General features: G+C 56.2%; 23 protein-coding genes. 14 read left to right on the top strand and 9 right to left on the bottom strand.

The window, feature by feature from the left end; translation table 11 throughout:
• The first annotated feature begins 87 nt into the window (after window positions 1–87).
• Window positions 88–699 carry a cupin domain-containing protein gene (locus LQK91_RS15745; RefSeq protein WP_003848496.1) on the top strand — a complete coding sequence of 204 codons (612 nt, stop codon included), beginning with the start codon at window positions 88–90 and terminating at the stop codon, window positions 697–699.
• Window positions 700–971: 272 nt separating this feature from the next.
• Window positions 972–3,821, top strand: coding sequence for a bifunctional diguanylate cyclase/phosphodiesterase (locus LQK91_RS15750; protein ID WP_078804974.1), 2,850 nt, complete (start codon window positions 972–974; stop codon window positions 3,819–3,821).
• Between the two features lie 41 nt (window positions 3,822–3,862).
• On the opposite strand, the gene LQK91_RS15755 is transcribed toward LQK91_RS15750, so the two are convergent.
• A complete protein-coding gene (locus tag LQK91_RS15755; protein ID WP_003848500.1) occupies window positions 3,863–4,927 on the bottom strand; it encodes a LacI family DNA-binding transcriptional regulator in 1,065 nt (354 codons plus the stop codon).
• A 223-nt stretch (window positions 4,928–5,150) separates the two neighbouring features.
• On the opposite strand from LQK91_RS15755, the gene LQK91_RS15760 reads away from it, so the two are divergent.
• The gene (locus LQK91_RS15760) at window positions 5,151–6,461 is read left to right on the top strand and encodes an MFS transporter (protein ID WP_105099907.1); all 1,311 of its coding nucleotides are present in this window, start codon (window positions 5,151–5,153) and stop codon (window positions 6,459–6,461) included.
• 10 nt (window positions 6,462–6,471) lie between these two features.
• Entirely contained in the window at window positions 6,472–8,835 is a 2,364-nt protein-coding gene (locus tag LQK91_RS15765; protein ID WP_105099906.1) for a TIM-barrel domain-containing protein, read from the top strand.
• Between the two features lie 60 nt (window positions 8,836–8,895).
• Here the strand turns inward: LQK91_RS15765 and ftnA are convergent, their stop codons facing one another.
• A complete protein-coding gene (ftnA, locus tag LQK91_RS15770; RefSeq protein ID WP_003848509.1) occupies window positions 8,896–9,402 on the bottom strand; it encodes a non-heme ferritin in 507 nt (168 codons plus the stop codon).
• A 488-nt stretch (window positions 9,403–9,890) separates the two neighbouring features.
• On the opposite strand from ftnA, the gene LQK91_RS15775 reads away from it, so the two are divergent.
• Genes LQK91_RS15775 through LQK91_RS15785 form a run of 3 tightly spaced genes read left to right on the top strand, consistent with a single transcriptional unit; the run spans window position 9,891 to window position 12,130 of the window.
• Window positions 9,891–10,559: a nucleoside recognition domain-containing protein gene (locus LQK91_RS15775; RefSeq protein WP_003848516.1), complete on the top strand. Its 669-nt coding sequence runs from the start codon at window positions 9,891–9,893 to the stop codon at window positions 10,557–10,559.
• Window positions 10,549–11,022, top strand: a complete 474-nt coding sequence (locus LQK91_RS15780; RefSeq protein ID WP_003848518.1) for a YjiG family protein — start codon at window positions 10,549–10,551, stop codon at window positions 11,020–11,022. The genes LQK91_RS15775 and LQK91_RS15780 overlap by 11 nt, the downstream gene beginning before the upstream one ends.
• A 4-nt stretch (window positions 11,023–11,026) precedes the next feature.
• Window positions 11,027–12,130 (top strand): M20 peptidase aminoacylase family protein, encoded by a 1,104-nt coding sequence (locus LQK91_RS15785; RefSeq protein ID WP_008925715.1) that lies wholly within the window; start codon window positions 11,027–11,029, stop codon window positions 12,128–12,130.
• A 44-nt stretch (window positions 12,131–12,174) separates the two neighbouring features.
• On the opposite strand, the gene LQK91_RS15790 is transcribed toward LQK91_RS15785, so the two are convergent.
• From LQK91_RS15790 to LQK91_RS15820, 7 genes are all read right to left on the bottom strand, one after another.
• Window positions 12,175–12,846, bottom strand: a complete 672-nt coding sequence (locus tag LQK91_RS15790; RefSeq protein WP_105099905.1) for a DUF1989 domain-containing protein — start codon at window positions 12,844–12,846, stop codon at window positions 12,175–12,177.
• A gap of 13 nt (window positions 12,847–12,859) precedes the next feature.
• A complete protein-coding gene (locus tag LQK91_RS15795) occupies window positions 12,860–13,525 on the bottom strand; it encodes an amino acid ABC transporter permease (RefSeq protein WP_003848524.1) in 666 nt (221 codons plus the stop codon).
• Window positions 13,525–14,175: an amino acid ABC transporter permease gene (locus LQK91_RS15800; RefSeq protein ID WP_003848526.1), complete on the bottom strand. Its 651-nt coding sequence runs from the start codon at window positions 14,173–14,175 to the stop codon at window positions 13,525–13,527. The genes LQK91_RS15795 and LQK91_RS15800 overlap by 1 nt, the downstream gene beginning before the upstream one ends.
• Before the next feature lie 6 nt (window positions 14,176–14,181).
• Complete coding sequence (locus tag LQK91_RS15805; protein WP_105099904.1) at window positions 14,182–14,829, bottom strand: urea carboxylase-associated family protein; 648 nt, start codon at window positions 14,827–14,829, stop codon at window positions 14,182–14,184.
• Window positions 14,813–15,442 carry a DUF1989 domain-containing protein gene (locus tag LQK91_RS15810; RefSeq protein WP_033761428.1) on the bottom strand — a complete coding sequence of 210 codons (630 nt, stop codon included), beginning with the start codon at window positions 15,440–15,442 and terminating at the stop codon, window positions 14,813–14,815. The genes LQK91_RS15805 and LQK91_RS15810 overlap by 17 nt, the downstream gene beginning before the upstream one ends.
• Before the next feature lie 3 nt (window positions 15,443–15,445).
• The gene (locus tag LQK91_RS15815) at window positions 15,446–16,273 is read right to left on the bottom strand and encodes a transporter substrate-binding domain-containing protein (RefSeq protein WP_105099903.1); all 828 of its coding nucleotides are present in this window, start codon (window positions 16,271–16,273) and stop codon (window positions 15,446–15,448) included.
• Between the two features lie 250 nt (window positions 16,274–16,523).
• Entirely contained in the window at window positions 16,524–17,375 is an 852-nt protein-coding gene (locus tag LQK91_RS15820) for a MurR/RpiR family transcriptional regulator (RefSeq protein ID WP_078804970.1), read from the bottom strand.
• 308 nt (window positions 17,376–17,683) lie between these two features.
• Here LQK91_RS15820 and prfC point away from each other — a divergent pair, with 308 nt between their 5' ends.
• The 7 genes from prfC to deoA all read left to right on the top strand — a co-directional run bounded on the left by prfC (window position 17,684) and on the right by deoA (window position 24,888).
• Window positions 17,684–19,270 carry a peptide chain release factor 3 gene (prfC, locus tag LQK91_RS15825; protein ID WP_105099925.1) on the top strand — a complete coding sequence of 529 codons (1,587 nt, stop codon included), beginning with the start codon at window positions 17,684–17,686 and terminating at the stop codon, window positions 19,268–19,270.
• A 258-nt stretch (window positions 19,271–19,528) separates the two neighbouring features.
• Window positions 19,529–20,143: a molecular chaperone OsmY gene (osmY, locus tag LQK91_RS15830; protein ID WP_039659344.1), complete on the top strand. Its 615-nt coding sequence runs from the start codon at window positions 19,529–19,531 to the stop codon at window positions 20,141–20,143.
• Window positions 20,144–20,242: 99 nt separating this feature from the next.
• Entirely contained in the window at window positions 20,243–20,404 is a 162-nt protein-coding gene (locus tag LQK91_RS15835; protein ID WP_003848537.1) for a DUF1328 domain-containing protein, read from the top strand.
• 219 nt (window positions 20,405–20,623) lie between these two features.
• Complete coding sequence (locus tag LQK91_RS15840) at window positions 20,624–21,676, top strand: patatin-like phospholipase family protein (RefSeq protein ID WP_003848541.1); 1,053 nt, start codon at window positions 20,624–20,626, stop codon at window positions 21,674–21,676.
• Window positions 21,673–22,470, top strand: coding sequence for a TatD family hydrolase (locus tag LQK91_RS15845; protein ID WP_039659343.1), 798 nt, complete (start codon window positions 21,673–21,675; stop codon window positions 22,468–22,470). Before LQK91_RS15840 ends, LQK91_RS15845 begins: the two co-directional genes overlap by 4 nt.
• Window positions 22,471–22,718: 248 nt before the next feature.
• A complete protein-coding gene (gene deoC / locus LQK91_RS15850; RefSeq protein ID WP_008925705.1) occupies window positions 22,719–23,498 on the top strand; it encodes a deoxyribose-phosphate aldolase in 780 nt (259 codons plus the stop codon).
• A 61-nt stretch (window positions 23,499–23,559) separates the two neighbouring features.
• Window positions 23,560–24,888, top strand: coding sequence for a thymidine phosphorylase (deoA, locus tag LQK91_RS15855; protein ID WP_003848550.1), 1,329 nt, complete (start codon window positions 23,560–23,562; stop codon window positions 24,886–24,888).
• The last annotated feature ends 4 nt before the right edge of the window (window positions 24,889–24,892 follow it).

Genomic DNA, 24,892 nt, shown 5'->3' on the forward strand with positions numbered 1-24,892 from the left:
TCAGTCAATTATCCAAAATGTGTTGTCTGGCGCACATTGCATTGTGCCGCGGGTTTGCCACACTTAATAAAAAACCGGAGAACCTGTATGTGTGCCTCATCCTCCAGCCTGATGTTAATGATGTCCTTTGCCGCAGGCACTTTCTCGGCAGGGGCTTCTGATAATCCTCAGCATCTTATGCTTGGCATCCCGTCGGGTGGCGTCCCGAATAACCCGTTACCTCTGATTATCTGGCCGCGCGTGGTGCCGGAAGATGAGGAAATCGCGACGTGGTTTGAGAAAACGTTTGAAGAGAACGGCTGGCCACCCGCCTGGCGCTATCCGATTTTTCCCTACACCCACTTTCATCCCAACACCCATGAATTGCTGGGCGTGGCGGAGGGCTGGGCAGAAGTACTGTTTGGCGGCGACAGTGGCCGGATGGTGACGCTGCGCGCCGGTGATGCGGTGCTGATTCCGGCAGGCGTCGGCCATCGTCAGGTCAGCGCCAGCGACGACTTCATGGTGATTGGTGCCTATCCGCACGGCATGTCGCCGGAGACGCTGCGTGATGAACCGGCTAAGCTGAAAATGGCCCAGGAACAGGTAAAAAAAGTGCCACTGCCGACGCAGGACCCTTTCACCGGTAAAGAGGGCGCATTGACGGAGATCTGGCAGCCGATTGCCGCCATGCATTTACAGCAACAGATGGACCTGTAGAGACCTGCGTCCGTCGTGAAATGGTTAAGCGCGAGCACGGCTCGCGCTTTGCTTTTCTGGCCTGAAATCTCTTTTAAACGTTAATGCCATGGGCCTAATCCTGTTGTCATTCCATTGAATATTTGTCCGCCGCTGCCGATATATCACCTGCTAATATTAGTTATTCTTCTTAATGCGCTTGTGTTTGCAGACCTTTTCCGCTTTAGTCTCGGCCAGTTTATTAAGAACATTCCTAAGCCACTACCCGGCTATCGAGCAGCAGGCAAATAACAATGGATAATAACTCTGATGTCATCTATCGCATGCTGGTACAAAGCGTGATCGATTATGCGATCACCATGCTTAAACCGGACGGAACCGTCGCCAGCTGGAACGGCGGAGGCCTGCACGTCCTGGGTTACAGGCCAGACGAAATTATTGGTCAGCACGCCACCCTGTTTTACAACGAAGAGGATCGTCGTCGCGGTCAGCTGCAGCGTGAACTCGATATTGCGGCGAACGCCGGACGGTTTGAAACCGAAGGCTGGCGCTGTCGTAAAGATGGCAGCACCTTCTGGGCGCATGTGGTGATCTATCCGATCCGCAATGAAGTGGCCCGGCTGGTCGGATTCGCCGCTATCTGCCGTGACTGTACCCGGCAGCAGGAGCAGCAACACAAAGAGCGGGAGCAGGAGTCGCGCTTCCGTCTGCTGGTGGAAGGCGTCACCGATTACGCCATCTACATGCTCGATCATGACGGCAACGTGGTGAACTGGAACGCGGGTGCACAGCGGGCCAAAGGCTATGTGGCAGAAGAGATCGTCGGTCAGCATTTCTCCCGCTTTTACAGCGCGCAGGATCGGCTGAACCATGTCCCGGAGCAGAACCTGCAAACCGCGTATCGCACCGGCCGTTTTGAAGATGAGGGCTGGCGTTATCGCAAAGATGGCAGCGCCTTCTGGGCGCATGTCGTGATCGACACGATCCGCGGCGATCAGGGCCAATTGCTGGGCTACGCCAAAATCACCCGTGACTGCACCGAACAGCAGCGCATTCGCAGTGAGCAGCGGGAGCAGGAGCAGCGTTTCCGTCTGCTGGTAGAGGGCGTCACTGATTACGCCATCTATATGCTCGACGTCGACGGCGTGGTGGTGAACTGGAATGCCGGTGCCGAGCGCGCCAAAGGATATAAGGCAGAAGAAGTGGTCGGTCAGCACTTCTCACTGTTCTACAGTTCCCATGAGCGGCTGAACCGGACGCCGGAAGCTAACCTCGGTATCGCGCTCAAAACTGGCCGCTTTGAAGATGAGGGCTGGCGTTACCGCAAAGATGGCAGCGCTTTCTGGGCGCATGTGGTGATCGACGCCATCCACGATGATGACGGTAAGCTGGTCGGTTTCGCCAAAATCACGCGTGATCGCACCGAACGCCGTGAGCAGGAGCAGCAGATTCTGCGCGCCCGCGATCTGGCTGAAGCTCAGAGCACTCAGAAAACCGCGCTGTCCAAATTTCTCGATAACATCATCGCGAACATTCCCTCCTGCGTGATTGTGGAAGATGCGATCACACGTGAAATTCTGCTGGTTAACGACCGCACTCAGCAGCTGTTCGGCCTGTCGAAATCACTGATCGTCAACAAGCGCCCGCACGAATGCATGTCCCCTGAACTCAGTGACTACTTCAATAATCTGGCCGATGTTGCGCTGCGCAGTGAGGGCATGCATGAGCGTGAGCAACTGCTGATGACCGCCAGCGGCGAGCGTATCCTGCATACCCGCGCGACCGCGATTAATGGTCAGGATGCACGTCGTAACTACTTAATGCTGCTAGTGGAAGATGTCACCGACCAGCGCGCAGCCGATGCCCGAATTCACCATATGGCGCATCATGACAACCTGACCAGCCTGCCTAACCGCATTTTGTTCCGCCAGCGTCTGAGCGAAGCCTTACGCACCGCTGGACAGATGCAACGCCAGACTGCTGCGCTCTGCCTTGACCTTGATAACTTTAAAAATGTGAACGATGCGCTGGGTCACCAGATTGGCGATGAGCTGTTGCGCAGCGTGGCTAAGCGTCTGCGCAACGCGCTGCGTGATCAGGATACGCTGGCGCGTATTGGTGGCGATGAGTTCGCCATCGTGCTGCCTCACGTCGCCGGTAATGATGAGGCGAGCGCAGTAGCTCAGCGCCTGATCGAGGCGATTCGTCCACCGGTTAACATTGAAGGCCATAATCTGTCGGTGGGGCTGAGCGTGGGCATTGCGCTTAGCACCACCATCACTAATACGCCGGAGCAGCTGCTGCGCTGTGCTGACATGGCGCTGTATGAAGCCAAGCGCAATGGCCGCAATCGTTATGAACACTTTACGCTGGAGATGGATGATGTGGCGCGCAGTCGGCGCCTGATTGAAAACGATCTGCGTGATGCGATCAGCGGCGGACACCTTCGGCTCTACTATCAGCCCATCACCAACGGCGATCATCACACCATTATTGGCTACGAGGCGCTGATGCGCTGGCATCATCCGATTCGTGGCTTGATCATGCCTAATGACTTCATCCCGATTGCGGAAGAGACCGGCCTGATTCATATGCTGGGGGCGTTTGCACTCTATGAAGCCTGTCGTGAAGCGGCGAGCTGGGAAGGGGAGCAGTCGGTTTCGGTCAACCTCTCTCCGCTGCAGTTTAAAAACAGCTCGCTGGTGCCGGTGGTGGAAGGTGCGCTGAAGGAGTCGGGTCTTGATCCGGCGCGGCTGGAAGTCGAGATTACCGAATCGGTGCTGCTGGATGACTCACTGGGAAACATCCGGACGCTGCAAAATCTCAAAGCGCTGGGCGTACAGATTGCACTGGATGATTTCGGCACCGGCTATTCGTCGCTGAGCTATCTGCGCTCTTTCCCGTTCGACAAAATTAAAATCGACAAATCGTTTATCAACGATATGGGCGACAGCCGCGAGGCGCTGGCGATTATCCGCGCCATCACCGGCATGAGCCGCAGTCTGGATATCCAGATCACCGCCGAAGGGGTAGAGAGCGATGAGCAGTTTGCTAAGCTGCGCGACGAAGGCTGTACGCTGTTCCAGGGCTTCCTGTTTGGACGGCCTCAGCCATCGGAACTGCGGCTGAAAACGCTGGGTTAACCCGCGCGGAATGAGTCGACGCTGGGATAATCAATGCTGGATCAATCATAAAGGCCATGCTGCTGGACCGGCGCATGGCTGAGATTATCGCGGATGCGTCGCACCGACTCACGCACCACCAGCCTGCCATTCAGTAGCAGACTGCCGGTCGGCGTACCGGGATTCAGCCGCATCTCCTGCAGCATTCTCACTGCCGCCGCACCCAGCTCATCACGCGGCACCTGCACCGAGGTCAGCGGAATATCGTGGATAGCGGCCAGGTTAAACCCATCCATGCTCATCACCGAAATATCCTGCGGTACCCGTAAACCAGCCTGCTCCAGGGCCGTGACGGCACCTGCTGCAATGTAATCGCCGCTGGCGAGAATCGCCGTAGGGCGCAGCGCATCAGGGCAATGGCGCAGATATTCACCCAGCCGTTCCGCTGCCTCATTGCTGCTGAAACTGTTGAGGGTCAGCAGATGCTGACGACTGTCAAAGCGCAGGTTCATGGCGTGCCAGGCGTCCCGGACGCCCTGAAGTCGCTGCTCCATGGTGTAGCGGCGCAGGCAGTGCAGCGAGAGAATTTGCCGGTGTCCCTGCTCAAACAGATAACGCGCTGAAAACTCTCCGATCAGCTGATGATGCGGCGAGACCGAGGGCAGGCGCATACGACGATCTCGGGCGTTAATCAGCACGCAGGGTTTGTTCATCTCTGCCGCCAGCTGATGAATATGCTCATCATCAATGCCAATCAGCAGCGCCGCTTCGGTCTGCTGCATCTTATCGATAAACAATGCCGCATCACTTTCCACCTCTTCCAGGGGGCAGTAGCGCAGCCGCACTTCATGCGGCTCCACCGCCTGACTGATCCCCTGAATGACCTTGTAATAAAAAATATCACTGCGTACATCGAAGGCGCGGGGCGGGGCAAAGACCATCAGGTTATTCAGCAGCAGGCGACCGCTATGCAGATTGGTCAGCACGCCCTGCTGCTGCGCCACGGCCAGCACTTTATCGCGGGTGGCGGGCCGGGTATTGGCTTTACCCGCCAGTACGCGCGACACCGTGCTGATCGAGACGCCGCTCAGTGCCGCAATTTCACCCACTTTCAGCCTTTGTTTCATTCTGTGATCGCCTTCAAATCTGCTAATGAAAAATTTTTCATAGTCTGCTGAATCGCGTCAGATAAGCGTTTCAGTGCCCATTTCTGTCGGGTTAAAGCCTGCCATGAAAATCGTTGCAAAAAAGTGGCTGTACCCACGTTTCGCACTTTTCTAAGTTCGTGAAAAGGACACGCGGTACGCCAGCTGGCGGTGTGCGTCATCAATGGTAATCAGGAGTGGCACAATGAGCCTCGAATCAACAACGAAACCCATCAGTGCGTCACGCACGGCGCGCGTGATTAAAAATTTACGCTGGTGGATGCTGGGAATGTTCCTGCTGGGTGTGACCGTCAACTACATCACCCGCAACTCGCTCGGCATTCTGGCACCGGAACTGAAAAACAGTCTGCATATGAGTACCGAGCAGTACTCCTGGGTGGTCGCTGCGTTTCAGCTGGCTTACACCCTGTTTCAGCCTGTTTGCGGCTGGCTGATCGATGTGATCGGACTGAAGATGGGGTTCCTGATTTGTGCGCTTATCTGGTCGGTGACCTGTCTGCTGCACGCCGGTGCGGGAAGCTGGCTGCATCTGGCGCTGCTGCGTTTCGTCATGGGTGCGTCGGAAGCGGCGGCCACACCGGCTAATGCCAAAGCGATTGGTGACTGGTTTCCCAAAAAGGAGCGTCCGGTTGCGGCGGGCTGGGCGGGCGTCGGCTTTTCGATTGGTGCCATGCTGGCTCCCCCGATTATCTATGTCGCGCATATTACTTTTGGCTGGCAGGGCGCGTTTCTGCTGACCGGCGGCCTGGGCCTGCTGTGGGTGGGACTCTGGTGGTGGGGCTATCACTCGCCGGAGAGCCATCCTCGTCTCTCTGATGAAGAGCGTGCCTTTATTAATCAGGATAATGAAGCCATCGGTGAAAAACTGCCGTTTTTCACCGCGCTGAAAGTGATTGGTAAAGAGAAGAAATTCTACGGCATCGCGATTCCTGCATTTCTGGCCGAACCGGCCTGGGCGGTGCTGAGCTTCTGGGTGCCACTCTATCTGGCCAATGAGCGCGGCATGGATCTCAAGCAGATCGTGATGTTCGCCTGGCTGCCATTCCTGGCTGCCGACCTCGGCAGCGTCGCCAGCGGTTATCTGACCAAAATCTATGTGCGCTGGTTTGGCATGACCCGCGTCAACTCGATCGTCGCCAGTTCGGTGACCGGCGCCCTGCTGATGGTCTCGCTGGCGCTGATGACGCTGGTGAAAGATCCCTGGCTGGCCATTGCCCTGATTTCCGTTGGTGGCTTTGGCCATCAGGTGATCTCCTGCATGCTGAGTGCGCTGGTGGTCGAGCGTTTTGATCGCCGCCAGATGGCCACTGTCAACGGCATGCGCGGCTCCTGCGCCTGGATCGCCAGTTTTATCTTCTCGCTGATTATCGGTGTCACCGCCGATACCATCGGCTTTAATCCGCTGTTTGTGGCGATGGGCTTCTTTGACCTGATTGGTGCCGTTTTCCTGGTGATGCTGATCGCCGAACGCCGCCAGCGCCCTGCTAACCCATAAGGATATCGCGATGAAAACCCTGAAGAACTGGACGCTGCATCAGCAGGCCGATCATTTTGTTGAGCTCAAGGTCAACGATCGTCATTTCCTGCGGCTTTATGTGCTGGAAGAGAAGCTGATGCGTGTGCTGCTGAAACGCGACGGTGAGCTGGCGCTGAACCGCACCTGGAGTATTGCGCCCGGTCAGGATGTGCCCTGGGAAGGACGTGACCGCGAGGCGTTGGATGGTTTTACATTACCGACGTTTCAGGTGGAGCACGATGCGCAGCAACTGCGTCTCAGCACGCAACAGTTGCGCGTCACCGTGCATCAGCCGCTCTGCCTGAGCTGGGAGCAGTTTGACGGCGCGAGCTGGCAGCCCCTGACAGCCGATCGGCACACCGGCGCTTATCTGCTGAATGCACACGGCGACGGGGTCGAGCACTATCAGCGTCGTCAGCCGCAGGATCGGGTGTATGGTCTGGGTGAGAAGAGTGGCGACCTGAACCGCGTTAACCGTCGCTTTGAGATGCGTAATCTCGACGCCATGGGCTACAACGCCGCCAGTACCGATCCGCTCTACAAACATATTCCGTTTACCCTGACGCAGCGCGATGGCGTCAGCTTCGGCCTGTTTTACGACAATCTCAGCAGCAGCTGGCTCGATCTGGGGAATGAGCTGGATAACTACCATCTGCCTTATCGCCGTTACCGCGCCGAGGCGGGCGATCTCGATTACTACATGATGCTCGGCCCGACGCTGCTCGACGTGACCAAAGCTTTTGTACGCCTGACCGGACGCACGCTGTTTCAGCCGAAGTGGAGCCTGGGTTACAGCGGTTCAACCATGCATTACACCGACGCGCCGGACGCACAGCAGCAGCTGCAATCCTTTATCCGTCTGTGTCGCGAGCATGAGATTCCCTGCGACTCGTTCCAGCTCTCATCCGGTTACACCTCGATTAATAACAAGCGCTACGTCTTCAACTGGAACTACGACAAAGTCCCGAATCCCAATGCGCTGAGCGACGCGTTTCATCGTGCCGGCATGAAGCTGGCGGCCAACATCAAGCCCTGTCTGCTGCAGGATCATCCTCGCTATCAGGAAGTCGCATCACAGGGGCTGTTTATTCGTGACTCTGAGCAGGATCGCCCGGAGCGATCGGTGTTCTGGGATGACGAGGGATCGCACCTTGATTTCACCCATCCGCAGGCGGTGCGCTGGTGGCAGGAGAATGTGACTCAACAGCTGCTGGAAAAGGGCATCGATTCCACCTGGAACGACAACAACGAATATGAGGTATGGGATGGCGAAGCGCGTTGTCACGGTTTCGGTCAGCCGATTGCTATCAAGCATATCCGTCCGGTAATGCCGCTGCTGATGATGCGCGCCTCGATGGAAGCCCAGCAGCAGTTTGCGCCAGACAAACGCCCTTATCTGATCTCCCGTTCCGGCTGTGCCGGAATGCAACGCTATGTGCAGACCTGGAGCGGCGATAATCGCACCAGCTGGCAGACTTTGCGCTACAACATCCGCATGGGGCTGGGCATGAGCCTGTCCGGGCTGTTTAACGTCGGACACGATGTCGGCGGCTTCTCTGGCGATAAGCCTGATGCCGAGCTGTTTGTGCGCTGGGTTCAGAATGGCGTGATGCATCCGCGTTTTACCATCCATTCATGGAATGACGATCACACGGTGAACGAGCCGTGGATGTATCCGGAAGTGACACCGATGATCCGCGAGGCGGTCCGCCTGCGCTATCGGCTGATGCCTTACCTTTACAATCTGGCGTGGCAGGCCAGCGAAGAAGATGAGCCAATGCTGCGCCCGACCTTCCTCGATCATGAACAGGACCCGCAGACTTATCAGGAGTGTGATGACTTTATGCTGGGTCGCGATCTGCTGGTTGCCAGCGTCGTAGAGCAGGGTGCGCGCAGCCGCGATGTCTATTTGCCGCGTAACCGTGGGGGCTGGTATGACTGGCACAGCGGTAAAGCGTTTGCGGGCGGCGAAACCATCACGCTGGATGCACCGCTGGATCGGCTGCCATTGCTGGTGCGGGCTGGTGCGATCATCCCACTGGGCGAGTGTGAAACCACGACGGATGCCCGCCGCGACACGGTACGGCAGTGGCAACTGTGGCCAGCACCAGAAGGCATAACGACTCAGGGCGAAATGTTTGATGATGATGGCGAGAGCCATGGCTGGCAGCAGGGCAATGCACTGTGGCTGAGCTGGACATTGTGCAGCAGCGCTAGCCGAATCGACCTGACGGTGGAAAAACGTGGCGATTACCAGCCCGCCTGGCGCGAGATCGCGCTGTTATTGCCTGAAGGCGAACATCGTGAGCTGTGTGTGAATGGCGAGAAAGCGGCAAGTTATCGGCTGGAATAGCGGTGCAGTAGTGTCAGCAAGACGGAAATAAGATCGGCCCCGAAAAGGGGCCGATAAACATTATTCTGCGTGATTCTCGGTGCTCATGCGGCCCAGATCTTTATCGACCAGGAACAGACCGTTGCCGCTGTTGCTGACCAGCGCCAGTTTATCCAGCACAGTTTTGAACAGCTTCTCTTCTTCGTGCTGCTCAGCCACATACCACTGCAGGAAATTGAAAGTAGAGTAGTCCTGTGAAGTCATAGCAGCGTGGGCCAGCTCATTGATTTTGCTGGTGATCAGCTGCTCATGCTCCAGCGCCTGCTGCAGAATTTCATTCAGCGAGGTAAAGGCGACGGGTGGTGCGGCAATGGTACCCAGCACCGGCATGCCGCCGGTATCGCTCAGGTAGTCAAACAGACGCTGCATGTGCTGCATCTCTTCGCGTGAATGCATCTTCAGGAAGGAAGCGGCACCCTCAAAGCCTTTGTCGCTGCACCAGGCGCTCATTTGCAGATAAAGATTGGCAGAGAAAAATTCCAGGTTCAGCTGGTCGTTTAAACGCCCAGTCATTTCAGCAGTCAGCATGGCCGAGTCCTTTTAAGAAGATGTTAAATACAGATGTAAAGTCGGTGAATTATGCATCAAACATGTGCGTAATGTGAAGCCTTTTCGGCAAAATAAGCTATTTTATCTGATTGATTTAAATAGAATTATTTCGGAAATTGAATGCGACCAATTCTCATCCTGCATCATACTTTGCTGGCCAATTAATTCAGGGTAATCAGCACCATGATAGTGCGACCGGGGGTGTTCATGCTGGTGCAGGCGCTGCAGCAACAGGTCAAATAACCGCATTCTGATGACGACCCGAAAATATAACGTTGCGGTATAACAACGTTATTCTGAATAAAAGTATATAGCCGGCATGAATAAAACGTCCCATCGCGACAGACGAGACACTAATAATCATATTCACAACTGCTCTGGCATAAATCCTGCTTGAAACTCACTTCCCAACGTTGAAATTTGCAATGCCAGGGAATTTTCGGCAAGGCAGTTATCAGGAGAAAGAAATGTCAGACGAGAGTGTGGTTAATCCGGTGAAAATGACGGCGACCAAAGGCAGTTATGTGTCGTTAATTTTTGCCATTCTGTTTTTTTCAGGGCTGTTTTATCACGTCGAGGGCCTTTCATGGTTGGGTGCGTTCGACTTCACCACCCTGGGCGGCAGCTTTGGTACCATGAAAGATCCCGCCAGTAACACCTTTCTGGGCGCAGGCGGACTCAGCGCCAAAGCGGGTTTCCTGTTTGCGCTGTCGCTGACGCCCACGGTGATGCTGGCGCTGGGCGTGCTGGAAATCTTCACCCACTATGGCGCGATTCGCGCAGCGCACCGGTTGCTGACACCTTTGCTTAAACCGCTGATGGGATTACCTGGCCATTGCGGTCTGGCGTTAATCACCGACCTGCAAAGCACAGATGCGGGCGCGGCATTAACCAAAGAGATGGCTGATCAAAAGCAGATCAGCAAAAAAGAGGTGGTCGTCATGAGTGCCTGGCAATATTCCGGTGCCGGGTTAATCAATAATTACTTCGCCATCGGTTCAGCGCTGTTCGCCTCCATGACCCTGCCGATTATTATTCCGCTGTTATTAATGTTTGTTCTTAAATTTGTCGGTGCGGCGATAACGCGCGCTGTGTTAAACAGTGTTTATAAGAAGGATTTCGCTGATGGAAAATAAAATCGCAACCAGCAGTAATCCCTTTGATGTGTTTGTAACCGGCGCGCGTAAAGGCTTTCACATCGCCATTCATAATCTCATGCCGAATGTGGTGATGGCGTATGTGCTGGCTGAGGTGCTGAATCTGCTCGGCATCATGCAGTTTCTCGGGCATGTTTTTGCGCCGGTGATGGGGCTGTTTGGTCTGCCGGGTGAGGCGATTACTGTGCTGCTCACCGCGTGGCTCTCGTCGTCGGCAGGCACGGGTGTCGCGGTCAGCCTGCTGACCAAAGGACTGCTGACCGGTGCGGATATTACGATTCTGGCCCCGGCGATTTTCCTGATGGGATCGCAGCTGCAATATATGGGGCGGCTGCTGGGCGTGGCTGATGTGCCCAAAAAATACTGGCCGCTGCTGATGCTGGTGAGCATCATTAACGCGCTGATCGCAATGTCTGTTATGCGTCTGTTTATTCAGGAGTAACGCTGTGTCTGAGGTTTTAGAGCATTACCACTATTTGCATGAAATTCCGGAGCTGGGTTTTCAGGAGGTGAAAACCTCGGCTTATATCGCGGACCAGCTGGAGAAAGCGGGCCTGAAGGTAACGCGTAACATCAATAACACCACTGGTATTGTGGCGGAGATCGACAGTGGTGTTCCGGGGCCGGTGCTGGCACTGCGCGCAGATATGGATGCACTGGGCCACATCATTGATGGCGTGCCGTGCGCGCGCCACACCTGCGGTCACGACGGCCACTCATCGGTCGTGCTGACGGCGGCGACGGCGCTGCTGCAGGAGGGCACGGTGAAACGTGGCCGGCTGAAGATCCTGTTCCAGCCCGCCGAGGAGCTGGGTGCCGGGGCGCTGGCAATGATCGAAGGTGGCGCTCTGGATGATGTGGAGATGATTCTTGGCTTCCACCTGCGTCCGCTGGAGGAGTGTGTCGTCGGCCAGGCGGTGCCTGCGGTACTGTACTCCGCCTGCAGCACGCTCGAAGCCACCATCAAAGGCCAGCCCGCCCATGCGGCGCGTCCGCATCTGGGTGTGAATGCGCTGGATGCGGCCGTACAGGCAGTGCAGGCGGTTAACGCTATCCATCTTTCGCCCGGCCTGACCTGGAGCGTCAAAGCGACTCGCTTCCTGTGCGATGCGGGTGTCACCAACTCGGTGCCGGATGAAGCGCGCGTAGTCTGGGATCTGCGTTCGCAGGAGAACGGGCCGATGACGCTGCTGAAAGAGCAGGTTACGCGTGCCATCACTCACAGCGTGGCGGCACTGGGTGCCACCGCGGAGGTCCGCGTGCTGAAAGAGATGCCCGCCGCCGAGATTGATGATGAGGCGACGGCGGTGATCCGCGCCGCCATCGTCGAGGTGCTGGGCGAAGAGGGCGCATTGTCGACCCGCACCACGCCGGGCAGCGAGGACTTTTTCTACTATCCGGTGAAGCGTCCGGGTGTGAAAGCGGGCTTCTGGGGGCTGGGTACCAACCTGACGCCAGGACTGCATCATCCTGATATGCGTTTTGATCTCAGCTCACTGGAAATTGGCGTGCAGATCTTTAAAGCCTGTGTCAGAAAGGTGCTGGGATAGAGATTAACGTTGCCCGTCTCCTTGCGGCGGGCAACATCATTCTGTCAGGCTGGCACCCACGGTCCGGCCAGTTGGGGTTGCGGAAATCCTCCTGTGAGAATACGCAGTTCCGCATCACGTGGGGTATTGTCGCCCGCCCCCTGAATGCTGACGATATCCTGCGGGCAGGCGGAAAAGGCGACATAGCAATCCATCTCGGCGCGAAGGATGATGTAGTCTCCCGGACGCGTCACAACCGGCAGCGTTTTTAGCGTCATGCCGTCTGGCTGCACCTGAATATTCATGAAGATATTAAACGACGCCAGATTGCCGTGCGGCAGCTTTAAGCCCAGCGCCGCCATACTCTCAAACAGATTGTCATGGCAGTTTCGGTGCGGTTCGGTACACCCCAGAAGCTCATAACGGCGTGCATCGCATGCTGCCATAAAGGTGTCGTGTACGCCCGGCGAGGTATCCGCAACCAGCGTCAGGATAGGATGGCGCTGGCTGGTGATAAAACTGTCACCAACGTGAGGATTGAGGCGTTGGTTCCAGACGCGTGTCGCCTCCATCGACATATATTCAGTCAGGTCGTTTGCGTTATACGCCCAGCAATCCACGACCTGTGTGCCGTGCAGATTAATGACCTGCACCGCTTCGCCTTTGCGCAGTAAAACGGCTTTACCGTGACGCGCGGGAATAAGCAGCGTATCGCGCTGCGGATATTCAGCTGACATAAGATTCTCCTGACTAATGTGGCAAGGTGCGCCGGTAGCGCGTCATGCGAAATTCAATGCGGCGGATCAGCCCGTCGAGCAGGCTGTTGAGTGCCCAGTAGCTGAGCGCTACGGTGAGGTAGATCTCCAGCGGAGCATAGGTCTCGGAGATCGCTTCCTTAGCTGCGTACATAAACTCCTGTACTGAGACGATGGAGAGCAGCGCGGAATCCTTGATCAGACCGATGAGCAACCCGACCAGCGGGGAGAGCATCTGTGGCAGCGTCTGCGGAAGTGCCACATCACGCAACTGCTCCATCCGGCTCAGCCCGAGCACGCGACACGCCTCCCACTGACCGCGCGGCAGCGTCTCAATCGCACTGCGTATAACCTGGGCAACGTAAGGGGCGTAGTAGAGCGTCAGCGCCAGCACGCCTGCCTGCGGCGAGCTGAGGGTGATGTTATAGTCTGGCAACACGAAATAGAGCAGATAGATCACCACCAGCAACGGCAGCGCCTGGGTTAGCGCACTGTATAAACGCAACAGCTTTCGCCAGAAATGGGGAGCGCGCAGCATACCGATCGCCATAATGATGCCCCACAATAACGAGCATAATGCAGCGACGGCGCAGAGTTGCAGCGTCACCGCCATCCCCTCGCCCAGTGAGGGCAGTGCTGTAAGAATCGCCTGCCAGTCCATCATAGGCGTTTCCCTCTGAGTTCCAGCCGGCGGGCAATGCGCATCAGCGGCAGCGCGATTAACAGATAGCCCGCCGCGACCAGCAGTAATACCTGGGTTGCCTCATAGGTACGTGCGATCACAATCTGTCCGGCGTAGGTCAGTTCGGTAAGCGCCACCACCGACGCCAGTGGCGTGGTCTTGAGCAGAATAGTAAATTCGCTCACCAGCATCGGCAGGCTCGATCGCACGACCTGCGGGTTGATTACATACCACCAGGTCAGCCACCGGCTCAGTCCCAGTGTGCGTGCCGCTTCGCGCTGACCGCGCGTCACCAGGCTCTGATTCACGCGCAGAATCTCTGCCACGTAAGCGCCACTATTGAATCCAATGGCGATCACCGCCGCCAGCATGGGATGTCCACCAAGACCAAGACGTGGCAGGGTGAAAAAGACCACAAACAGCTGCACGATGGCGGGAGTGCCGCGCATCAGGCTGATATAGAGGCGGCCTGCGCAGCGCCACAACCAGAAGCGGCGCAGCTGAAGAAAACAGCCAAGCTGGCCCATCACAAGGCTAAGCAGCGCCGCCAGCAGCGTGAGTGAGAGCGTCATCAGCAGACCATGTCCCAGTTCGGGCAGAGCGCTGACCACCTGTTCATTCAGCCCCATCACCCACTAATCCTCGTTAAAATCGAAAAGATTTTCCGCAACGGCAATACGAAGCGGCGCAGGCTGGTCGTTACCCTCAATACCGGTATTGCAGGCAGAAACGACAAACTGCATATCCATGGTGACGCGGCAGGTAATCGCGTCGCCAGCCCGGGTCAGGTTGGGTTCGGGCAGTATCTCTCCCGCCTGCGTTAGTCTGACGTGCATGAAGAGATTGATGGGGTCTGGCAGCTTCGGTGCCCGGATGCCGAGACGCGACAGCTCGCGACTGACTGCCTCCACACACCCCTCATCCTGATACCCCCGCGAGGCCAGGAAGTCGCGCGTTGAGGCGGGCAGCAGCAGGTCATGGCGCTTTACGCTATCTTTGCCCAGCACCATCATCGGGCGGCGGCGATTGTTTACCAGGCGCATGCCGGAGCCGAGCAGATAACTGTTGCTGAATACGCGGGTGTGATGAACAGAGAGCCATACCGTCGGATCCACAAGGCTGAACCCGAACAGCGATGCCACAGCACCCGGTGCCAGCGCGCTGATGCGCAGCAGCTGGCCCCGCAGAACCTGAATCGAACCCACACTGCCCGCCGCGACGGTGAGCGGGGCGGCAACCGAACGCGGTGCATCTTCTGTAAAACCTTCACGCATAAGCAGCATGGGTGACCTCCGCAGGTTCGCTGTCATGGATCTCAATGGCGATCGGCGTGACCTGCAGGCCATTACCGGGAATGATGTCCTGAGGACAGGATGAGACGGCGCAGATGAGATCGCACAGCGCCTCGAAGACGATCCTGTCACCGGCCTGACTGTGGGGATCGGTAACTTCCATGCGGCCATCGGCCGTCACCGGGCCGTTCTGAAACAGGTTGAAGGGTTCCGGCAATGCGTAATAGGTGATGCCGTGCGCCTTCATCCCTTCCAGCAGGTTATCGACGCAGTTGCGATGGCCTTCCACACCGAAATCGACACTAAAACGGGTGCGATCACAGGCCGGGACGTTGGCATCGTGAATACCAATGGTGTCGGAGACGATGCGCAGCAGCGGCCGATTTTCGCTGGACCAGAGTGAATCCCCCGGTCTGAAGAAAAGCGAGCGAAGATGCTGGCGGGTATGCACCGGCGAGAGTTTCTCATCATGATTCGCTGCATTCACCGCAACGAAATCGGCAGCCTGCTGGCCCTCGCTGTCGATGATGGTAATCAGCTGGCCTTTACGAACCAGAAAAGTGCGGCCGTGCCCGGCGGGTATGGTGAAAGAGAGAGGGCTCATCGCTTACTCCGCGGGAATGAAGTTGGTGGCGGGCACGGTAAAAGTGGTGCCGAGATAGTGCTTCTGCAGTGCGGCAAGTTTACCGCTCTGCTGCATGGCCAGAATATGATCACTGATTGCCTTGTTCAGGCTGAGATCCTCTTTACGCGTGGCCCAGGCCATCCACTGCGAAGGGCCTACTTCTCCGGCCTGTACTAATTTGTCGGGATACTTCTTCACGATCGGTGCCAGCACCGCAATATCATCCAGCACAAAGTCAGCGCGTTTTGTCATCAGCGTACTGACGGTTTGATCCAGGGTATCGACACTGATGATGGTAATGGGCGGTTTACCTGCTTTCTTCAGCGCCTCATTCAAGCTTTTCAGCAACTGCTCCGGCACGCTGGCGCTCTTCACTGCGCCAAGCAGTCCTGACAGGCGCTCAGGAGAGAGTCCGGATTTGCTGATCTTTTCGGCGTCGCTTTTACGCATCAGGACACCGTTAACGGTTTTGCTGTAGGGCACGGTAAACAGCACTTTCTTTGCGCGCTCTGCGGTGACGTTGAGTGATGATCCTTCCGCGTTAAAAGATCCTGAGATCAGACCGGGAAGAATGCCGCTGAAGGCGGTTTTCTGAAACACCAGTTTCACGCCGAGATCGTCGGCAAACGATCGCATGATGGCCACGCTGTAACCGGTGACCTCGCCATTATCACTGGTGTATTCATAGGGCGGGAAGGTCGGGTCGATGCCGACCGTGATTTTGCCGGCACTTTTAATGTCCGTTAGCGTATCAGCCTGCGCCGCACTGACGGCAAGCAGTGCGGCGATGAGCAGTGCAATTTTTTTCATTATGGTGGTCCCTGGTATGGGTGAAGGTCACCTGTACCTGAGCAGTTTTTGTGCCACGTTGTAACAGTGATGAAGCAGATGGCTGATGCGCTACCTGCTTTTGTAAACAGAATCAGTGAGAAACATGAGTTTCATATAATGATATTTATTTTTCTTTTGTTTCTGTGAGGAGGTTAAGAGGGCTGGCACGCCGGACAGCGGCGCACCTTTACAGGGCGTCAGATGAACAAAAATGCGTCAGCGTAGCGCACTATTCCAGCTCGTCGAGTTGCTGGTGCAGCACCTCAATTGCGGCAAGGCGTTCGCTACCGGCCTTACCTGAATGGCGTGCTACCAGCGAGCAAAGCAGATTACAGACGCCGGAGAGCGCCACCGTGCTGTCAAAAATCAGAGTGCTATCGGTATGGCAGCGCAGTGTCCAGCACGCGTGGCGTGCAGGTTTTCCCGCCAGCGCATCGGAGAGATAGAGCATGGGAACCTGCTGCACGCTGAGTGCTGCCATTGCCGTATCCAGCGCGGGCATACGGCGGCGGAGACCGACGCAGATTGCCATATCCTGCGGGCCGAGCGTCGCAAGCTGTTCGGCCAGAGAATCGCCCGCGCGTGGTAGTAGCGTAACGCCGGGATGAACGTGCAGCAGATTGCGATAAATCAGGGCAGCAATAGTCTGACTGTGACGCCAGCCCAGCACCACGACGCGGCGCGCCTGCGCTATCGCCTCAACGCACGCCTGTAGTGTTTCCCCATCCAGCGAGCGGAAGGTATTGACCAGATTGGCAATCTCTTTTTCAAGATGCTGCTGCATCAGGCTGTCGAGTGGGGAAGCGCTGACGCCGGAGTGCAGATAAAGTGGCGATCCGCTGTTCTGCATCTCGCGCGCCTGACGACGCGCCGCCTCGTAGCTTTCATAGCCGAGATGACGAAAAAAACGGGTAGCGGTGGCTTTGGAGACACCTGCGCTCTGCGCCAGTTCTGTGGCTGTATTCATCGCCAGCTGGCCGGGAGCCGCGAGCAGCACCTCCGCCAGCCGTTGTTCGTGAAGGGAAAGCTCATCCCAGTATTGTCGAATACGGCCCTCGAGGGGGACCGGTTTGGCGCTCATGGGGGATTCCCTGAAAATGAAAAACCTTATCCTGCACAGTGTGTGCCGGGTTGTCATCTGTTTTGACCTTTGCGCGCAGGCAGGCAACAATTTCCTCCGCCGCTGTTCGCCGCCGCGCGCAAAATATTGTATGCTATGCCGCCTTAAAGCTGACCAGGTAACCGGACTTCACGCCAATGTAACGTCGCGCTGACCCGCCAACGATAAAAGATCGTTTTTGGCACCGTTTACCCGCCGGTAAGGTTCTGCCGGCCACCGTGATTTATCAGCAGCGCCAGTACGTTGCGCTGCCTATTGAGAAGAATTCCATGTCTAATCCCTTTTTAGAAGAGGTGGCACGCCGCCGCACCTTCGCGATCATTTCGCACCCGGATGCCGGTAAAACCACCATTACCGAAAAAGTGTTGCTGTTCGGACAGGCTATCCAGACCGCCGGTACCGTAAAAGGCCGTGGCTCTAACCAGCACGCCAAGTCGGACTGGATGGAGATGGAGAAACAGCGTGGTATCTCCATTACCACCTCGGTGATGCAGTTCCCTTACCGTGATAGCCTGGTAAACCTGCTGGATACCCCAGGTCACGAAGACTTCTCGGAAGATACCTATCGTACGCTGACCGCCGTTGACTGCTGTCTGATGGTGATTGATGCCGCGAAAGGCGTCGAGGATCGTACCCGTAAGCTGATGGAAGTCACTCGTCTGCGCGATACGCCGATCCTGACCTTTATGAACAAACTTGACCGTGATATCCGCGATCCAATGGAAGTGCTGGATGAGGTGGAAAGCGAGCTGAAAATTGCCTGCGCACCGATCACCTGGCCTATCGGCTGCGGCAAGCTGTTCAAAGGGGTTTATCACCTCTACAAAGATGAGACCTATCTCTACCAGACCGGTAAAGGCCACACCATTCAGGATGTCCGCATCGTGAAGGGGCTGGATAATCCGGATCTCGACACTGCCGTCGGTGAAGAGCTGGCCGCACAGCTGCGTGAAGAGCTGGAGCTGGTGCAGGGCGCCTCGCACGAATTTGAGCAGGAAGCTTTCCTGAGCGGCAAACTCTCACCTGTCTTCTTCGGCACCGCGCTGGGTAACTTTGGCGTTGACCATATGCTGGACGGACTGGTTGAGTGGGCGCCACGTCCGATGCCGCGTGACACCGACACCCGCAGGGTAGAAGCGAAAGAAGAGAAGTTCAGCGGCTTCGTGTTTAAGATCCAGGCCAATATGGACCCGAAACACCGCGACCGTGTGGCCTTTATGCGCGTGGTTTCCGGTAAATATGAAAAAGGGATGAAGCTGCGTCAGGTGCGTACCGGCAAAGATGTGGTGATCTCAGACGCCCTGACCTTTATGGCGGGCGACCGATCACACGTTGAGGAAGCCTATCCCGGCGATATCATTGGTCTGCACAACCATGGCACGATTCAGATTGGCGACACCTTCACGCAGGGTGAGAACATGAAGTTCACCGGTATTCCGAACTTCGCGCCAGAACTGTTCCGTCGTATTCGTCTGCGCGATCCGCTGAAGCAGAAACAGCTGCTGAAAGGGCTGGTTCAGCTGTCCGAAGAGGGTGCCGTGCAGGTCTTCCGTCCGGTGCATAACAACGATCTGATCGTTGGCGCGGTCGGGGTACTGCAGTTCGATGTGGTAGTGGCACGTCTGAAAAGCGAATATAACGTTGAAGCCATTTACGAAGCGATTAACGTCTCAACGGCGCGCTGGGTTGAATGCGACGATGCTAAAAAGTTTGATGATTTCCAGCGTAAGAATGAAGTTAACCTGGCGCTTGATGGCGGTGATAATTTGACTTATATCGCACCAACCATGGTTAATCTTAATATTACTCAGGAACGTTATCCTGACGTCCGTTTCCGCAAAACGCGCGAGCACTAATCGCCTGTTTCCGGGCCATTCCAGCTGGGAATGGCCCTGTTTTCACCCTTCCAGACTCCTCCTAAAAACCCTGTTTTTCTTCTGTTTTGACGTGTGATCAACCAGTTAGCCAGGCAAATTGCAAAATGCCGTCTATGATTACTCTATCGGACGGCGGAAGAGACTTCTCTTGTCCTTACGTCCTGTTACGCAGCGGCCTTTGTTGCCTCTGTTTCGCCCACAGTTTTGGGTGAGTTAACTGATAGAAGGAAGATATCGATGAACAAGACTAAGATTGCTAAAACCCTGATGGCCGCCATGATTGGCTCAGCACTGATCAGCGGCAGCGCACTGGCTGACGAATCAATGTCGCAGAAAGCGTCACAGACAGCCGACAACGCGGGTTCGAAAATCGATAGTTCTATGAAAAAAGTCGATGGTTATATGGATGACAGCGGCATCACTGCCAAAGCTAAAGCAGCGCTGGTAGATGACGACGCAATTAAAAGCACGGATATCTCGGTAAAAACGCATAGCGGCGTCGTGACCTTAAGCGGTTTCGTCACCTCACAGGACCAGGCTGAAAAAGCGGTCGCTGTGGTGCAGAAAATCGAAGGTGTTAAATCCGTCAGCGACAAACTACACGTCAGAGACAGCAAATCATCTTCAGTGAAAGGTTATGCCGGTGATGCCGCAACGACCAGCGAAATTAAAGCTAAGCTATTAGCAGATGACATTGTTCCGTCGCGCAACGTAAAAGTTGAGACTACCGACGGTGTTGTTCAGCTTTCAGGGCATGTTGCTAATCAGGCACAGTCAGATCGTGCAGAAAGCATCGCTAAAGCCATTGAAGGCGTGAAAAGCGTTAAGAATGACCTGACGGTTAAATCTTAATAGCTAACGTGTGGCCGCTCAGGTGGCCACACGAATAAAAGATACCCATCCGGGGATAAACTAAGCAGTTCGATTTTTAAATAGGGTAAGGAGAGGCTTATGTTTCGTTGGGGCATTATTTTTCTGGTGATCGCACTGATCGCTGCAGCATTAGGTTTTGGCGGTTTAGCGGGCACAGCAGCATGGGCAGCTAAAGTTGTCTTCGTCGTTGGTATTATCCTGTTCCTCATCAGCCTGTTTACCGGCCGTAAAAAGCTTTAGCCGATGAGTTCTGCAGTCTAATGCAACGCAAAGCATAGAGCGGAGACCAGTCATCTGTAGCGACTGACGTGAAGAGAGGGACACTTTCACATCGCTGCAAGGTAAGCCAGCACCGCTGGCCTGCCGGTTAAAGGAATAGTTGACTGGTTCTCCGGCATGCTGCCGTCATAAACGGATCGATCCTCCAGCATACCCGGAACCCTTTTTGAGGTTCGCACAGTGGGTATACGCATTCCTGTTACACTCGGCACCATTGAACCTCTGGCCCTGACACCCTTTAAATCTCAGAAAATTGCGTTGGTGTGTGAAGGCGGCGGTCAGCGCGGCATTTTCACCGCAGGCGTTTTAGACGAATTCCAGCGCGCCCGATTTAATCCCTTTCATCTGATGCTTGGCACCTCTGCCGGTGCGCAAAATCTCTCAGCGTTTGTCTGTGGCCAGCATGGCTATGCCCGTCGTGTCATTACCCGATACACAACCAGTAAACTCTTTTTTGATCCGCTGCGCTTTGTGCGTGGGGGCAATCTGATCGATCTCGACTGGCTGATCGATATCACCCGCAGTGAATTCCCGCTGGCGATGAGCAGTGCGGAACCGTTGTTCTCCAGCGGCCGTGAGTTCTATATGTGCGCCTGCCGCAGCGATGACTATACGCCCGGTTATTTTAATCCCACGGCAGATAACTGGCTGGATCTGATTAAAGCCTCCAGTGCCATTCCCGGTTTTTACCGGCTGGGCGTCAATCTGGAAGGGATCAGTTATCACGATGGCGGCATCAGCGATGCCATTCCGGTGCGTGAAGCCGCCCGACGCGGGGCCGATACGATTGTGGTGATCCGCACCGTGCCGTCGCAGATGTTCTATACCCCGAAATGGTTTAAGCGCATGGAGCGCTGGCTCAGCACCGGCGCGCTGCAGCCGATGATTAACGTCCTGAATAAGCATGAGCAGAGCTATGGGGAAATTCAGCAGTTTATTGAGAATCCCCCCGATGATTTACGCATCATTGAAATTTTCCCGCCCCACGTACTGGCCAGCAGTGCGCTGGGCAGCAGCATCGCGGCACTGAATCAGGATTACCATCTGGGACGGCGCTGTGGTCGCTATTTCCTCGCTACGCTGGGCCAGTGGCTGAGTGATGCAGAACCGATGGTCTCAGCGCGGGTCGTTACGCCGCCTGCGCCGGTCGCGAATGCGCCCGATACCCGGTTGATCATCACACCTCCGCTGGCGGACAATGATGCGGATTACGACAAAGGATCGCTGGCATGAGGTTTATCGACACGCACTGTCACTTCGACTTTCCACCGTTCGAAGGGGATATCGCCGCCAGTCTGGCGCGCGCCGCTGAGGCGGGCGTGGAGAAGATCATCATCCCGGCGATTGATGCCAGCCGTTTTGAACGGGTCTGTGCGCTGGCCGCAGCACATCCGCCGCTGTACGCGGCGCTGGGCCTGCATCCGATTGTCATCGAACATCATCAGAACGCCCATCTCGATCAGCTGGAAACCTTACTGCAACAGCGGCCGCGTAAACTGGTGGCGATCGGTGAGATCGGGCTGGATCTCTATCGCGACGATCCGCAGTTTGATAAGCAGCAGCGCTTTCTTGAATCACAGCTTAAGCTGGCAAAGCGTTATGCGTTGCCGGTGATCCTGCATTCGCGCCGGACCCATGACAAGCTGGCACAGATTCTGCGTCGTCACGATCTGCCGCGCCGTGGCGTGGTGCACGGTTTCGCTGGCAGCCTGCAACAGGCGCAGGCCTTTATTAAGCTGGGTTATGCGATTGGCGTTGGCGGAACCATTACCTATGAACGCGCCAGCAAGACCCGTCAGACCGTGGCGCAACTGCCGCTCTCTTCGCTTTTGCTGGAAACCGATGCACCCGATATGCCGCTGCAGGGTTTCCAGGGCCAGCCAAACCGTCCGGAACGGGCGCGTCAGGTGTGGCAAGTGCTCTGCAGCCTGCGGAATGAGTCACCTGAAGAGATTGCCGATGCGCTGTGGCACAACAGCCAGCAGCTGTTTCAGCTCGATCCCGCTTTCCCGGCGCTGCGTAACTGACTGTCCGCCTTTCGCCTGAACGCGACCCCTTGCGCTAAAATGTGATAATAGTAACATTGTACCTGCTGGCGTATAATCGTCCTCAGGTAGTGTAATTTACGATTTCAGTCACGTTTCATGTGGCAGGATTGCACCATTTTCTTATTCCAATGTGACTGCTGGCACATATCAGGCCGCTTCAGAGTGTTATTATTATAACATTCCGCCGGCAAGCCGGTGGGTTGCACCCCAATCCTTTGGAGAGCCTCATGACCGATATCAAACACCTTGCCCTGCGCGCCCTGAAACTGATGGATTTGACCACCCTGAATGACGACGACACCGATGCAAAAGTGATCGCCCTGTGTCATCAGGCTAAATCCCCGGCAGGCAACACTGCGGCAATCTGTATCTATCCGCGCTTTATTCCGATCGCGCGTAAAACGCTGCGCGAGCAGGGCACCCCGGAGATCCGCATCGCCACGGTGACCAACTTCCCACACGGCAATGACGACATCGACATTGCACTGGCCGAAACCCGCGCCGCTATCGCTTACGGTGCCGATGAAGTGGACGTGGTGTTCCCGTACCGCGCACTGATCGCCGGTAACAGTCAGGTCGGTTTCGATCTGGTGAAAGCCTGTAAAACCGCTTGTGCTGAAGCGGACGTGCTGCTGAAAGTGATCATCGAAACCGGTGAGCTGAAGCAGGAATCGCTGATCCGTCAGGCCTCCGAAATTGCCATTGATGCCGGCGCTGATTTCATCAAAACCTCCACCGGTAAAGTGCCGGTTAACGCTACGCCAGAAGTGGCGCAGATCATGATGAATGTGATCCGTGACAAAGGCGTCAGTAAGCAGGTTGGCTTTAAACCTGCGGGCGGCGTACGTACCGCTGAAGATGCCGCGATCTATCTGCAAATGGCAGAAGATACGCTGGGTGCCGACTGGGCCGATGCGCGCCATTTCCGCTTTGGTGCATCAAGCCTGCTGGCGAGCCTGCTTAACACGCTGGGTCACGACAGCGACACCAGCAAAGCGGGTTACTGATCCCTCAGGCGGTCGGTGACCGCCTGTTCCCCATCCTGTTTTCCCTGACCAGGGGGCTACCTTGTTCCTGCCACAAGAAATTATTCGCAAAAAACGTGACGGCCATGCGCTGACTGAAGAGGAGATTCGCTTCTTCATTAATGGCGTGCGTGATAACACCGTCTCGGAAGGTCAGATCGCCGCGCTGGCGATGACCATCTACTTCCACGATATGACGCTGCCAGAACGGGTCGCGCTGACGATGGCAATGCGTGATTCCGGTACGGTGCTTAACTGGAAATCACTCAACCTTAACGGGCCAGTGGTGGATAAGCACTCGACCGGCGGCGTCGGCGATGTAACGTCGCTGATGTTAGGTCCGATGGTCGCCGCCTGCGGCGGATATGTGCCGATGATCTCCGGTCGCGGCCTCGGCCATACTGGCGGCACGCTGGATAAACTGGAAGCGATTCCGGGCTTCGATATCTTCCCCAGCGATGACCGCTTCCGCGAAATTATTAAGCAGGTTGGTGTGGCGATTATCGGCCAGACCAGCTCGCTAGCACCGGCGGATAAGCGCTTCTACGCCACGCGTGACATAACCGCCACCGTTGATTCCATTCCGCTGATCACCGCTTCGATTCTGGCGAAGAAGCTGGCAGAAGGGCTGGATGCGCTGGTGATGGATGTCAAAGTGGGTTCCGGCGCGTTTATGCCCACCTATGAAGCATCAGAGGGTCTGGCGCAGTCGATTGTGGGCGTCGCCAATGGTGCCGGCTGCCAGACCACCGCGCTGCTGACAGACATGAATCAGGTTCTTGCCTCCTCAGCCGGTAACGCACTTGAAGTGCGTGAAGCGGTTCGTTTCCTCACCGGCGAGCAGCGCAATCCGCGCCTGCTGGAAGTGACGCTGGCGCTCTGCAGTGAAATGCTGATCTCCGGCAAACTGGCTGCCAGCGATGCCGAAGCACGTCAGAAGCTGATGACGGTGCTGGATAACGGCAAAGCCGCCGAGGTGTTTGGTCGCATGGTGGCTGCCCAGCAGGGACCGGCTGATTTCATTGAACGCTATGACACTTATCTGCCCCAGGCGATGCTGAGTAAACCGGTCTACGCCGACCAGCCAGGCATCGTCAGCAGCATGGATACTCGTGCGCTGGGCCTGGCGGTTGTGGCGATGGGCGGCGGACGTCAGCGTGCCAGCGACAGCATCGATTACAGCGTTGGCTTCAGTGAGATGATCACCCTGGGCGAGCGTGCCGATGCGCAGCGTCCGCTGGCGATGATTCACGCCAGCAGCGAAGACAAATGGCAGCAGGCTGCCGCTGCGGTTAAAGCCGCACTGGTACTCGGGGATTCCGCGCCAGCTGAGACGCCGGTTGTCTATCGCCGTGTGAGCGATATCAGCTAACTGA

It is taken from the genome of Pantoea sp. MHSD4 (assembly GCF_021043305.1).
Classification (GTDB): Bacteria; Pseudomonadota; Gammaproteobacteria; order Enterobacterales; family Enterobacteriaceae; genus Pantoea; species Pantoea eucalypti.